The 12,113-nt window shown below is 68.9% G+C and carries 12 protein-coding genes; 10 read left to right on the top strand and 2 right to left on the bottom strand.

Translation table 11 applies throughout. The annotated features are described in order from the left end of the window. Window positions 1-131 precede the first annotated feature (131 nt). The 4 genes from ACFXC1_RS01045 to ACFXC1_RS01030 all read left to right on the top strand — a co-directional run bounded on the left by ACFXC1_RS01045 (window position 132) and on the right by ACFXC1_RS01030 (window position 3,617). A complete protein-coding gene (locus tag ACFXC1_RS01045; RefSeq protein WP_381237042.1) occupies window positions 132-1,196 on the top strand; it encodes a type III polyketide synthase in 1,065 nt (354 codons plus the stop codon). Window positions 1,197-1,203: 7 nt separating this feature from the next. Then, the gene (locus ACFXC1_RS01040) at window positions 1,204-2,418 is read left to right on the top strand and encodes a cytochrome P450 (protein WP_381237039.1); all 1,215 of its coding nucleotides are present in this window, start codon (window positions 1,204-1,206) and stop codon (window positions 2,416-2,418) included. 7 nt (window positions 2,419-2,425) lie between these two features. Continuing rightward, a complete protein-coding gene (locus ACFXC1_RS01035; protein WP_381237036.1) occupies window positions 2,426-2,947 on the top strand; it encodes a cupin domain-containing protein in 522 nt (173 codons plus the stop codon). A 61-nt stretch (window positions 2,948-3,008) separates the two neighbouring features. After that, window positions 3,009-3,617 (top strand): GNAT family N-acetyltransferase, encoded by a 609-nt coding sequence (locus tag ACFXC1_RS01030; RefSeq protein ID WP_381237033.1) that lies wholly within the window; start codon window positions 3,009-3,011, stop codon window positions 3,615-3,617. On the opposite strand, the gene ACFXC1_RS01025 is transcribed toward ACFXC1_RS01030, so the two are convergent. Then, window positions 3,607-4,833: an acyl-CoA dehydrogenase family protein gene (locus tag ACFXC1_RS01025; RefSeq protein WP_381237030.1), complete on the bottom strand. Its 1,227-nt coding sequence runs from the start codon at window positions 4,831-4,833 to the stop codon at window positions 3,607-3,609. The genes ACFXC1_RS01030 and ACFXC1_RS01025 overlap by 11 nt on opposite strands. A 171-nt stretch (window positions 4,834-5,004) precedes the next feature. Here ACFXC1_RS01025 and ACFXC1_RS01020 point away from each other — a divergent pair, with 171 nt between their 5' ends. Further along, window positions 5,005-5,649, top strand: a complete 645-nt coding sequence (locus ACFXC1_RS01020; protein ID WP_381237028.1) for a TetR/AcrR family transcriptional regulator — start codon at window positions 5,005-5,007, stop codon at window positions 5,647-5,649. Between the two features lie 64 nt (window positions 5,650-5,713). Here the strand turns inward: ACFXC1_RS01020 and def are convergent, their stop codons facing one another. Then, complete coding sequence (def, locus tag ACFXC1_RS01015; RefSeq protein WP_381237025.1) at window positions 5,714-6,259, bottom strand: peptide deformylase; 546 nt, start codon at window positions 6,257-6,259, stop codon at window positions 5,714-5,716. Window positions 6,260-6,413: 154 nt separating this feature from the next. On the opposite strand from def, the gene ACFXC1_RS01010 reads away from it, so the two are divergent. The 5 genes from ACFXC1_RS01010 (at window position 6,414) to ACFXC1_RS00990 (ending at window position 12,113) form a co-directional block, all read left to right on the top strand. Then, entirely contained in the window at window positions 6,414-7,652 is a 1,239-nt protein-coding gene (locus tag ACFXC1_RS01010; protein ID WP_359610374.1) for a Mur ligase family protein, read from the top strand. A gap of 21 nt (window positions 7,653-7,673) precedes the next feature. Continuing rightward, complete coding sequence (locus ACFXC1_RS01005) at window positions 7,674-8,402, top strand: type 1 glutamine amidotransferase (protein WP_381237023.1); 729 nt, start codon at window positions 7,674-7,676, stop codon at window positions 8,400-8,402. A gap of 189 nt (window positions 8,403-8,591) precedes the next feature. After that, entirely contained in the window at window positions 8,592-9,617 is a 1,026-nt protein-coding gene (locus ACFXC1_RS01000; protein WP_043668541.1) for a 6-phosphofructokinase, read from the top strand. 104 nt (window positions 9,618-9,721) lie between these two features. Beyond that, window positions 9,722-10,672 (top strand): cytochrome c oxidase assembly protein, encoded by a 951-nt coding sequence (locus tag ACFXC1_RS00995; protein ID WP_381237020.1) that lies wholly within the window; start codon window positions 9,722-9,724, stop codon window positions 10,670-10,672. A 118-nt stretch (window positions 10,673-10,790) separates the two neighbouring features. Continuing rightward, on the top strand, window positions 10,791-12,113 hold the full coding sequence (locus ACFXC1_RS00990; RefSeq protein ID WP_381237018.1) for a DUF6777 domain-containing protein: 1,323 nt from the start codon (window positions 10,791-10,793) through the stop codon (window positions 12,111-12,113).

Below are 12,113 nucleotides of genomic sequence, written 5' to 3'. Positions count from 1 at the left end.
TCCCTGAATTGGAGTAGTCCACCGAGAGATCGTCGCTCTCAAGGGTGATCGTGGGTGCACCACCCTCTGAGGTGAACCACCTTCTGACCGGCGGGCGAAGGCCTTCCGGAAGGCGAAAGCAGGGACGGTTCATGGCGACTTTGTGCAAGCCCTCGGTGTCGGTTCCCGAGCACGTGATCACGATGGAAGAGACGCTGGAGCTGGCGCGCTCCCGTCACGCGGACCACCCCAACCTGCCGCTGGCCCTCCGGCTGATCGAGAACACCGGTGTGCGGACCCGGCACATCGTGCAGCCCATCGAGGAGACCCTGAAGCACCCGGGGTTCGAGGACCGCAACAAGATCTACACGGCCGAGGCGAAGGCCCGGGTCCCGGCGGTCGTGCAGCGGGCGCTCGACGAGGCCGAGCTGCTCACCACGGACATCGACGTGATCATCTACGTCTCGTGCACGGGCTTCATGATGCCCTCGCTCACGGCCTGGCTGATCAACGAGATGGCCTTCGAGTCCACCACCCGCCAGATCCCGATCGCCCAGCTCGGCTGCGCGGCCGGCGGAGCGGCGATCAACCGGGCGCACGACTTCTGCACCGCGTACCCGGACGCCAACGCGCTCATCGTGGCCTGCGAGTTCTGCTCGCTGTGCTACCAGCCGACCGACCTCGGCATCGGCTCCCTGCTCTCCAACGGGCTGTTCGGCGACGGCATCGCCGCCGCGGTCGTGCGCGGGCGGGGCGGCACGGGCATCCAGCTCGAACGCAACGGGTCGTACCTGATCCCCAAGACCGAAGAGTGGATCATGTACGACGTCCGGGCCACCGGGTTCCACTTCCTGCTGGACAAGCGGGTGCCGGCCACCATGGAGCCCCTCGCACCGGCGCTCCAGGACCTCGCGGGACTGCACGGCTGGGACGCGGCCGACCTGGACTTCTACATAGTCCACGCGGGCGGACCCCGAATACTCGACGACCTCAGCAAGTTCCTCCAGGTCGACCCGCACGCGTTCCGGTTCAGCCGGGCCACCCTCACCGAGTACGGCAACATCGCCAGCGCCGTCGTCCTGGACGCGCTGCGCCGGCTCTTCGACGAGGGCGGCGCCGAACACCGGGCGCGCGGACTGCTCGCCGGGTTCGGACCCGGCATCACCGCCGAGATGGCCCTGGGCCGCTGGCACAACGACAACCGAGAGACGGCTTGAGTTCGGCATGACTGAAGAGACGCTCACCGAGACCCTGCCCCCGGTCAGGCCTTGGCCGGCCCTCGACCTGACCGGGGTGGACTTCGACCCAGTCCTCGCCAAGCTGATGCGGGAGGGTCCGGTCAACCGGATCAAACTGCCCAACGGCGAGGGCTGGGCGTGGCTGGTCACCCGGCACGACGACGTGCGGATGGTCACCAACGACCCCAGGTTCAGCCGCGAGGCGGTGATGGACCAGCCGGTGACCCGGCTCGCCCCGCACTTCATCCCGGCCCGCGGCGCGGTCGGCTTCCTGGACCCGCCGGACCACACCCGGTTGCGGCGCTCGGTGGCGCCGGCGTTCACGGCGCGCGGGGTGGAGCGGGTGCGGGAGCAGTCCCGGCTGCTGCTCGACGAGTTGGTCGACGAGCTGATCCAGGACGGACCGCCCGCCGATCTCACCGAGACCGTGCTGAGCCCCTTCCCGATCGCGGTGATCTGCGAGCTGATGGGCGTGCCGGCGGCCGACCGGCACGGCATGCACACCTGGACCCAGCTCATCCTGTCCTCCTCGCACGGCGCCGAGGTCAGCGAGCAGGCCAAGCAGGAGATGGGCGCCTACTTCGGCGATCTCATCGGCCTGCGGGAGTGCAGCGACGGCGAGGACGTCGCCTCGCTGCTCGGTGGAGCCGTGGGCCGGGAGGAGATGACCCTGGAGGAGGCGGTCGGGCTCGCGGTGCTGCTGCAGATCGGCGGCGAGGCGGTCACCAACAACAGCGGGCAGATGTTCTATCTGCTGCTGACCCGCCCCGATCTCGTCGAACGGCTGCGCGCCGAGCCCGAGTTGAGGCCCCAGGCCATCGACGAACTGCTGCGCTACATCCCGCACCGCAACGCGGTAGGACTGTCCCGGATCGCCATGGAGGACGTGGAGATCCGTGGGGTCCGGATGCGGGCGGGCGACCCGGTGTACGTGTCGTACCTGGCCGCCAACCGCGATCCGGACGTCTTCCCGGACCCCGAGAAGATCGACTTCTCGCGGAGCCCGAACCCGCACGTCTCCTTCGGCTTCGGCCCGCACTTCTGTCCCGGCAACATGCTGGCGCGCATGGAGTCCGAGCTGCTGGTGGACGCGCTCCTCGACCGGTTGCCGGGGCTGCGGCTCGCGGTTCCGGCCGATCAAGTGCCGTTCAAGAAGGGCGCGTTGATCCGCGGTCCCGAGGCACTGCCCGTGACGTGGTGAGGTGCCGATGACGGCGACGGAGGGGCTGCTCGTGCCGCCGGGGCACGGCCGGATCGTGCAGACACCCGCGCAGCACGTGACGTTCAAGGTGACCGGCTCGCACTCGCGGACGGCCTCCACCTTCGAGGTGGTGGTGCCGCCGGGGTTCGACGTCGGGGCCCATGTGCACACGCGCAGCGAGGAGTTGTTCTACGTGCTCGAAGGCGAGCTGGACGTGCTCGCCTTCGAGCCGCGCATCCGGACCCCGGACAACTGGCAGCGCTGGGAGTCGAGTTCGGGAACCCGGGCGGTACGGGCGACACCGGGCACGGTGATCGTCGTACCGCCCGGCTGTCCGCACGCGTTCGCCAACCCCACGGAGACGCCCGCGAAGATGTTCTTCCAGGCGTCTCCGCCACCGGACCACGAGCGGTATTTCGAGGAGCTGTTGGAGATCCTCGGAAGCGGTGGGCCACCGGATCACGTGGCGATCGAGGAGCTGCGGGCGCGTTACGACATCGAGCAGCTGACGCCCCTCAAGCACCGCTGACCCTCCGGCGCGGACCGTAATCGGGTTGATCGGCGCCGAGCGGGTCGACTAGGAACAGTCCATGCTGCGAGGAAACAGGATCGGGCTCCGGGCCCGGCACGAGTCGGACCTCCCGGTCCTGCACGCCGAGTTGTACGACGACGTGGAGACTAGGTCGAGAGCCGACTCCCGCCCCTGGCGTCCCCTCCCGCCGGACCCCGCGACCTCCCCCTTCGCGGCCACCGAACCCGACGACGATGCCGCCCCCTTCGCCGTGGTGTCCCTCGACCACGACGAGTTGGCGGGCGCCGCAGGACTGTGGGGCATCGACACCCACAACAGAAGCGCCCACCTCGGCATGTCGCTGCGACCGGGCTTCCGTGGCCGCGGACTCGCCGTCGACGTCGTGAACGTCCTGTGCACATACGGCTTCACGGTCCGCGGCCTGCACCGGCTCCAGCTGGAGACCCTGGCCGACAACACGGCGATGATCAGGGCGGCCTCCCGCGCCGGGTTCGTCCAGGAGGGCACGCTCCGCCGCGCGGCGTGGGTCAACGGCGAGTTCGTCGACGAGGTGATCCTCGGGTTGCTGGCCGAGGATTGGAACTCCGGTACGCACGAGCGCCCTGAAGGGGCGCGGGGAACTGCGCGACCAGCCCCCACCGCCCCGCAGCCAAGACTCAACGAATAGGCATTCCCGCCAGCGTCCTCGCGATCACCAGCCGCTGGATCTCGCTCGTGCCCTCGAAGATCGTGTAGATAGCCGCATCCCGATGCATCCGCTCAACCGGATACTCACGCGTGTAGCCGTTTCCACCGAGGATCTGGATCGCCTGCCCGGTCACCTTCTTCGCCGTCTCGCTGGCGAACAGCTTCGACATCGACCCCTCGGCCGCCGTGAACTGCTTGCCGTTGACCGCCATCCAGGAGGCGCGCCACACCAGCAGCCGGGCCGCGTCGATGGACGTACGCATGTCGGCGATCTGGAAGGCGACACCCTGGTTGTCGATGATCGGGCGGCCGAACTGCTCGCGGGTCTTCGCGTAGTCGAGGGCGACCTCGTAGGCGGCGCGGGCCGTGCCCACAGCCATGGCACCGACGGCCGGGCGGGACGCCTCGAACGTGGCCATCGCCGCGTTCTTCACCCGCTCGCCGCCGGCCTTGGCGCGCTCACGGGCACGGGCCAGGCGCTCGTCCAGCTTCTCCTTGCCGCCGAGCAGGCAGGAACCGGGGACACGCGCGTTCTCCAGGACCACCTCGGCGGTGTGCGAGGCGCGGATGCCGTGCTTCTTGAACTTCTGTCCCTGGGACAGCCCCGGCGTTCCGGCCGGGACGATGAAGGAGGCGTGCCCCTTGGAGCCGAGCTCCGCGTCGACGACCGCGACGACGACGTGGACGTTGGCGATACCGCCGTTGGTCGCCCAGGTCTTGGTGCCGTTGAGGATCCACTCGTCCTTGGCCTCGTCGTACACGGCACGCGTGCGCATGGAGGCCACGTCGGAACCGGCGTCGGGCTCGGAGGAGCAGAAGGCGGCGACCTTGACGTCGTTGGCGTCGCCGTACATCTGGGGAATCCAGGTGCCGATCTGCTCCTCGGTGCCGTTGGCGAGGACGCCGACGGCTGCCAGGCCGGTGCCGACTATGGAGAGGGCTATGCCCGCGTCGCCCCAGAACAGCTCCTCCATGGCCATCGGGATGCCGAGGCCGGTGGGGTCGAAGTACTGCTGGGCGTAGAAGTCCAGGGAATAGATGCCGACCTTCGCGGCTTCCTGGATGACCGGCCAGGGAGTCTCCTCACGCTCGTCCCATTCGGCGGCGGCGGGGCGGATGACATCGGCGGCGAAGCCGTGCAGCCAGTCCCGCACCTCCTTCTGTTCGTCGTTGAGTTCCATGGTGAACTCGGCCATGACTCCTCCAGCGGCGCACTAGCATGTTACTTGCGGTAACGACAGAGTCTGTTACCGACGGGTAGGAAAAGTCAACTCCCGATGACGTCTCGGCAGCCCGTTCGAGGTGTGTGGCACGTTGAGTGTTACTTTGCGCAGGCGTTACCGATTCAGCACGGGTGGGGAGAGACCATGGGCACCACACAGCGGACCGATCAACAGCGGTCCGCCGACCGCCGACGGCGCGAGCTGTTGGAGGCCGCGGACAGAGTGGTGCTGCGTGACGGCCCACAGGCGTCGATGAACGCGATCGCCGCGGAGGCCGGCATCACCAAGCCGATCCTGTACCGGCACTTCGGTGACAAGGGTGGACTGTACGCGGCGCTCGCCAAGCGGCACACCGACGCTCTGCTGTCTTCTCTGCGGGCCGCGCTGGACGCGCCCGCCGAGCGGCGGGAGCGGGTCGAGGCCACGCTTGACACCTACCTCGCCGCGATCGAGGCGCTGCCTCAGGTGTACCGGTTCCTGATGCATCCCGTCGAGGGCGGGCAGACCGCGGACCAGGGGTTCGACACCGGGAACCACTCCGTTCCGCTGCTTCGGCGTATGGGCGAGGAGTTGGCCCAGGTCATCGAGGAGCGGGTGGATCTCGGGCCCAACAGTCAGCAGCTGGCTCGGGTGTGGGGGCATGGGATTGTCGGGATGATGCATGCGGCCGGGGACTGGTGGCTGGGGGAACGGCCTTGCTCTCGGGCGGAGTTGGTGCGGAGTTTGGCTGATCTGTTGTGGGGGCGACTGGCTGCCGCCGGGGACAAGGTGGGTGGGCCGGGGTTCTGAGGTCGTATTCAAAGTGCGGGCCGGTGGGGGCTGGTCGCGCAGTTCCCCGCGCCCCTGAATACGCCTAAGCCCGCCGCGACCATGAAGCTCGGGCCGCTTGTCGCATCAAACGGCTGTGGCGCCAGCCCGTCACGCGGTCCGCGTAGACCTTCCCCTCCAGGTGGTCGCACTCGTGCTGCAAGCACCTTGCGAACCAACCCGTACCCTCCACGGTGATCGGCTCCCCGGTCACCGTGAAACCCTCCACCACCGCGTGGTCGTAGCGCTCCGTCCCCGCCTCCAGGCCCGGCAGGGAGAGGCAGCCCTCAGGGCCACGCAGCACCAGCCCGTCCGCCTCGACGAGACGTGGGTTGACCACATGACCCAGGTGGCGGACCTCCTCGTCGTCGGGGCAGTCGTAGACGAACACCCGCAAGGATTCGCCTACTTGGTTCGCGGCGAGGCCCACGCCCTGGGCCGCGTACATCGTCGCGAACAAGTCCTCTACGAGGCGGGCGAGTTCGGGGCCGAAGTTCGTGACCTCCCCGCACGGGGCATGCAGGAGGGGGTCGCCGAGCAGGGTGAGGGGACGGACTCGCCCGTGGGCGCCCGGGATGGAGCCGTATCGCATGGGCGCAAGGGTACGGTTCTCTACGGCGCACGCCCGCCGCGAGGCGTTCGCGGTGCCGCGGTTCGGGCACTGATAAGGATCTCGATAGGCTGAGGTCCACACCACGTTGCCGGAGGCAGAGGCGCGGCGCGTACGCAAGGAGGATCGAGAACTGATGGCAGGCAACTCGGACCCGCTCACGCCGCGGGCCAAGCTCGCCGTGACGGCGGGCAAGGCGGTCGCGGCGGCATCGCGTGCCGCGGGGCGGGGCAGCGGATCGGTGATCGGCGGCCGAGTGGCACTCAAACTCGACCCCGACCTCCTCGCCCGGCTCGCGCAGAGCCTGGATGTGACCCTGGTCTCGGCCACCAACGGCAAGACCACCACTACACGGCTGATCGCCGAGGCCCTCGGGGCCGCCGGGCCCGTCGTGTCCAACGCGCTCGGTGCCAACATGCCCGCCGGTATCACCTCGGCGCTGGCCGGCGGCTCCGACGCCAAGTTCGGAGTCATCGAGGTCGACGAGAAGTACCTCGCCGGCGTCGCCCGGGACACCGACCCCAAGTGCATCGCGCTGCTCAATCTCTCCCGCGACCAGCTGGACCGCGCGGCCGAGACCCGCATGCTCGCGGAGAACTGGCGTGAGGGGCTTGCCGGTTCGAAGGCCGTCGTCGTCGCGAACGCGGACGATCCGCTGGTCGTGTGGGCCGCCTCCTCCTCCCCCAACGTGATCTGGGTCGCCGCCGGGCAGATGTGGAAGGACGACGCCTGGTCGTGCCCTTCCTGCGGTGGCGTGATGCAGCGGCCCGGCGACGACTGGTTCTGCGGCGAGTGCGGGTTCCGGCGGCCCACGCCGAGTTGGGCGCTCTCCGGGGACCATGTGCTCGATCCGCACGGGTCCGCCTGGCCGATCCACCTCCAGCTCCCGGGGCGCGCCAACAAGGCCAACGCCGCGTCCTCCGCCGCCGTCGCCGCCGTCTTCGGGGTGCCCCCGCAGGTCGCCCTGGAGCGCATGTACCGCGTGCAGGCCGTCGCGGGGCGCTATGACGTCGTCCAGTTCATGCAGCGCGACCTGCGGCTGCTGCTGGCGAAGAACCCGGCGGGCTGGCTCGAAACGTTCAGCCTGATCGATCCGCCGCCGACCCCGGTGATCCTCTCGGTGAACGCGCGCGGCGCCGACGGCACCGACACCTCGTGGCTGTGGGACGTCGACTACACGCGACTGACCGGCCACCCCATCTTCGTCATCGGCGACCGCAAGCTGGACCTCGCGGTCCGACTGGAAGTGGCCAACCAGCACTTCCAGGTCTGCGACAACCTCGACCAGGCCGTGCAGCAGGCCCCGCCCGGCCGGATCGAGGTCATCGCGAACTACACCGCGTTCCAGGACCTGCGCCGCCGCGTCGGCAACTGAGACTCAGAGGACGAATTGACCATGAGCGACAACCAGCTGCGTCTGGTGTGGATCTACCCGGACCTGCTGAGCACCTACGGCGACCAGGGCAACGCCCTCGTCGTGGAACGCCGGGCGCGGCAGCGCGGCCTCGACGTGGCCCGGCTGGACGTGCGCAGCGACCAGCCGATCCCGACCTCGGGCGACATCTATCTGATCGGCGGCGGCGAGGACCGCCCGCAGCGGCTCGCGGCCGAGCGGCTGCGCCGGGACGGCGGGCTGCACCGGGCGATCGGCAACGGCGCGATCGTCTTCTCGGTGTGCGCCGGCTACCAGATCCTCGGCCACGAGTTCATCAACGACCTCGGCCAGCGCGAGCCCGGCCTCGGCCTGCTCGACGTGGTGTCGGTGCGCGGCGAGGGCGAGCGCTGCGTCGGTGACGTCCTCGGCGACATCGACCCGCGCCTGGGCCTGCCCCCGCTGACCGGTTTCGAGAACCACCAGGGCGTCACCCATCTCGGCCCCTCCGCGCGCCCGTTCGCGCAGGTGCGGCTCGGCAAGGGCAACGGCACGGGCGACGGCACCGAGGGCGCGTACAACGACACGGTGTTCGGCACGTACATGCACGGGCCCGTGCTCGCCCGCAACCCGCTGATCGCGGACCTGCTGCTGAAGCTGGCCCTCGACGTCAACGCGCTGCCGCCGATCGACGACCGCTGGTACGAGGCGCTCCGCAACGAGCGCATCACCGCAGCTCAGCAGCCCGCGTAAGCGGCGCGTACACCTGGTCTTCGGGTGCGGGCAACCAGCCCGTCTGACGGCTCGTCCGCGCAGGTGAGCGGGGTCGTCCAGCAGGCGGACGCACGCTACGACCCCGCCCCCTCCTGCCGTTAGGGTGGCGGGGATCGTGCCGGACAAAGTGGTCCGGTCCCGCCCACGTTGAGAAGGTTCTTTCGGGCTATGCGCATTGGTGTGCTCACGTCCGGCGGCGACTGCCCCGGCCTGAACGCCGTCATCCGGTCCGTCGTGCACCGCGCCGTCGTGGACCACGGCGACGAGGTCATCGGCTTCCGGGACGGCTGGAAGGGCCTCCTGGAGTGCGACTACCTCAAGCTCGACCTCGACGCGGTGAGCGGCATCCTTGCTCGCGGCGGCACCATCCTCGGTTCCTCCCGGGTCCAGCCCTCCCATCTGCGGGACGGCGTGGAGCGGGCCCGGGGCCATGTCGAGGAGCTCGGCCTCGACGCGATCATCCCGATAGGCGGCGAGGGCACCCTCAAGGCCGCCAAGCTGATGTACGACGCCGGGCTCCCGATCGTCGGCGTCCCCAAGACCATCGACAACGACATCGCCGTAACGGATGTCACCTTCGGCTTCGACACGGCCGTCGGTGTCGCGACCGAGGCGCTCGACCGGCTCAAGACCACCGCCGAGTCCCACCAGCGCGTCCTCGTCGTCGAGGTCATGGGCCGGCACACCGGCTGGATCGCGCTGCACTCCGGCATGGCGGCCGGCGCGCACGCCATCGTCGTACCTGAACGCCCCTTCGACATCGAGGAGTTGGCCGCGCGCGTCGGCGAACGCTTCGAGGCCGGCAAGCGGTTCGCGATCGTGGTGGCCGCGGAGGGCGCGAAGCCTCGCGCGGGCTCCATGGAGTTCGACGAGGGCAAGAAGGACGTCTACGGCCATGAGCGCTTCGCGGGGATCGCCCGGCAGCTCTCCATCGAGCTGGAGGAACGGCTCGGCAAGGAAGCGCGGCCAGTGATCCTCGGGCATGTGCAGCGAGGTGGTACCCCGACCGCCTACGACCGTGTCCTCGCGACCCGGTTCGGGTGGCATGCGGTGGAGGCCGCGCACCGTGGGGAGTTCGGGAAGATGACCGCGCTTCAGGGGACCGACATCTTGATGGTGCCGCTGGCTGATGCGGTCGAGACGTTGAAGACCGTTCCGGCCGATCGGTACGAAGAGGCCGAGTGCGTGCTGTAGCTCGTACCTGAACGAAACTGCCCCCGGTCATGATCGTGACCGGGGGCAGTTCTAGTCTGTGTGCGGACAGACTTGCACAACCCCCACGAATCAGGAGCCGTCCGATGGATCACGGCGGGCACGGCATGACCATGGATCTGCCGCCGTTCACGTTGGGGCGGGGACTCGAATGGTCGGCCGACCCGTTCTTCCTCACCGCCTGCCTGCTGGGGCTGGGGCTGTACGGGTGGGGGGTCGTGCGGTTGCGGCGGCGCGGGGACTCGTGGCCCGTGGGGCGGACGATCTCGTACGTCATCGGTGTGCTGACCGTCGGGCTGGTGATGTGCACCAAGCTCAACGACTACGGCATGGTCATGTTCAGCGTGCACATGGTGCAGCACATGATCATCAGCATGCTGTCGCCGATCCTGCTGCTGCTCGGCGCCCCGGTCACGCTCGCGCTGCGGGCACTGCCGCCGGCGGCCAGGGGCCGCAAGGGGCCGCGTGAGCTGCTGTTGATGTTCCTGCACAGCCGGTACATGAAGATCATCACGCATCCCTCGTTCACGATCCCGCTGTTCATCGCGAGCCTGTACGCGCTGTACTTCACGCCGATCTTCGACTTCCTGATGGGCTCGAAGACCGGGCACATCGCGATGATGGTGCACTTCCTCGCCGTGGGCCTGGTGTTCTTCTGGCCGATCATGGGCGTGGACCCGGGGCCGAACCGACCCGGTTATCTGATGCGGATGCTGGAGCTGTTCGCCGGGATGCCGTTCCACGCGTTCTTCGGCATCGCGTTGATGATGGCGTCGGAGCCGATGGTCGAGACGTTCAAGCACCCGCCCGCCTCGCTCGGCATCGACGCGCTCTCCGACCAGAACGCGGCCGGCGGTATCGCCTGGGCGTTCAGCGAGATCCCGTCCGTGCTGGTGCTGATCGCCCTGCTGTTCCAGTGGTACAGCTCGGAGCAGCGGCAGGCCAAGCGGCAGGACCGGGCCGCCGACCGCGACGGTGACAAGGAACTCGAGGCGTACAACGCCTATTTGGCCTCATTGAACACACGAGGCAATTGAACGCACGCGGCTCACTGACGGGAAATTTCGTTCAGTAGCATAAAGCGCGATGGGGGAACCGCGACCGGGGGGAGCGGTAATGACATTTCGCGCGGTTGTGCAAAGGACCGGAATTGCGGTGATCCGCAGGATCGCCGTGCTGCTCGTCTGCGTCCTGGTCGTGAGTGGCTGCGGCGGGGGCGCACATACGTTCGTCGTAAAGGCGGTCGCCGCCGGAGTTCCGTCGCTCGCGCCTTTCTTCGACGAGAAACAGGGGCTGGGGCATGACACCCAGGTCCGTTCGCTGCCGGTGCGGGGCACCTTGCAGCAGGGAGACACGCCCGGGCTCTACGGGGGCACCAGGCAGCCGACGATCTGTGACGTGGCGAAGCTCAAGAGGTTCCTGACCGATCCCGCGAACCACCAGAAGGCGGTGGCGTGGTCGTCCGTGCTCGGTATCACCACGGACCAGATCCCGGGCTATCTCGACCGCCTCACACCCGTACTCCTGCGTCACGACACTCTCGTACAGAACCACGACTACAGAAAGGGAAAGGCCACGCCCTACAACTCCCTTCTCCAGGCGGGAATCGCGATTCTCGTCGACGAGCAGGGGGAACCCGCCGCGAAGTGCTCGTGCGGAAATCCGCTGCGTCCGTTCAAGGGCGACGCGGGCAGGATTTCCGTCAAGTTCGCGGACGGCAACAAGAAGTGGCACGGATATGAGCCGTCCTCGGTGGTGGCCGTGCGTCCGGCGCCCCAGAATGTGGAGCAGCTCGCCCTCGTGGACATCGGCGATCCCGACGTCGGCATCACCCGGCCGGTCGGTACGACGGGCAGGCACGACAGCACCTTCGACACCCGGCGGCAGCACGCGGTGCCGAACCTCATGGGGTCGACGTTCGGGGAGGCGCGGCGGCAACTGGTGAGCAGTGGGCTGGCCGTCGGGTACGGCGGGAGCGCGGCGCCCTCGGACGACGCCCGGGTCACCGCGTCCGATCCGCCGGCGGGGACCGAATTGCGGTTCGGGCAGTACGTGACGCTGACCGTGTCCGGCGGGACGAGTGGTGGAGCGAGTGGAGCGACATCCACTTCCCCGGCTCCGACGACCTCCGGACCGACAGTGGGGCCGCCGACATCCTCGGCACCGCCCTCCACGTCCCCGACAGCACCGCCCACGACCTCCTCGCCGCCTGCCTCGCCGCCCTCGTCGCCGCCTCCGTCCTCGCCCAAGAGCGAGCCGCCGTCGAGCAGTTCACCGCCGAGCAGTTCTCCTACGACCAGTTCGCCCTCGGTGGTGTCCAGTGCGCCCGTGACAAGCACGCCGGTCACCACCAGCGCTGCGCCCGTGACGAGCGCGCCCGTCACCAGCAGCGCCCCGGTGACGAGCAGCGTGCCGGTCACCACCGAACCGGCCACCAGAGACCCCGTGACCGGCACCCCCACCACGACCGAGACATGA

Source organism: Streptomyces hokutonensis, from assembly GCF_042751305.1.
GTDB lineage: Bacteria > Actinomycetota > Actinomycetes > Streptomycetales > Streptomycetaceae > Streptomyces > Streptomyces hokutonensis_A.
The sequence above is the reverse complement of the archived record's forward strand: the minus strand, read 5'-3'. Positions and strand labels throughout refer to the sequence as shown.

Bases quoted from the DNA above. Each gene is read 5' to 3' on its own strand.
- ACFXC1_RS01045 (WP_381237042.1), top strand. From the start codon at position 132: ATGGCGACTTTGTGCAAGCCCTCGGTGTCGGTTCCCGAGCACGTGATC.
- ACFXC1_RS01040 (WP_381237039.1), top strand. From the start codon at position 1,204: ATGACTGAAGAGACGCTCACCGAGACCCTGCCCCCGGTCAGGCCTTGG.
- ACFXC1_RS01035 (WP_381237036.1), top strand. From the start codon at position 2,426: ATGACGGCGACGGAGGGGCTGCTCGTGCCGCCGGGGCACGGCCGGATC.
- ACFXC1_RS01030 (WP_381237033.1), top strand. From the start codon at position 3,009: ATGCTGCGAGGAAACAGGATCGGGCTCCGGGCCCGGCACGAGTCGGAC.
- ACFXC1_RS01025 (WP_381237030.1), bottom strand. From the start codon at position 4,833: ATGGCCGAGTTCACCATGGAACTCAACGACGAACAGAAGGAGGTGCGG.
- ACFXC1_RS01020 (WP_381237028.1), top strand. From the start codon at position 5,005: ATGGGCACCACACAGCGGACCGATCAACAGCGGTCCGCCGACCGCCGA.
- def (WP_381237025.1), bottom strand. From the start codon at position 6,259: ATGCGATACGGCTCCATCCCGGGCGCCCACGGGCGAGTCCGTCCCCTC.
- ACFXC1_RS01010 (WP_359610374.1), top strand. From the start codon at position 6,414: ATGGCAGGCAACTCGGACCCGCTCACGCCGCGGGCCAAGCTCGCCGTG.
- ACFXC1_RS01005 (WP_381237023.1), top strand. From the start codon at position 7,674: ATGAGCGACAACCAGCTGCGTCTGGTGTGGATCTACCCGGACCTGCTG.
- ACFXC1_RS01000 (WP_043668541.1), top strand. From the start codon at position 8,592: ATGCGCATTGGTGTGCTCACGTCCGGCGGCGACTGCCCCGGCCTGAAC.
- ACFXC1_RS00995 (WP_381237020.1), top strand. From the start codon at position 9,722: ATGGATCACGGCGGGCACGGCATGACCATGGATCTGCCGCCGTTCACG.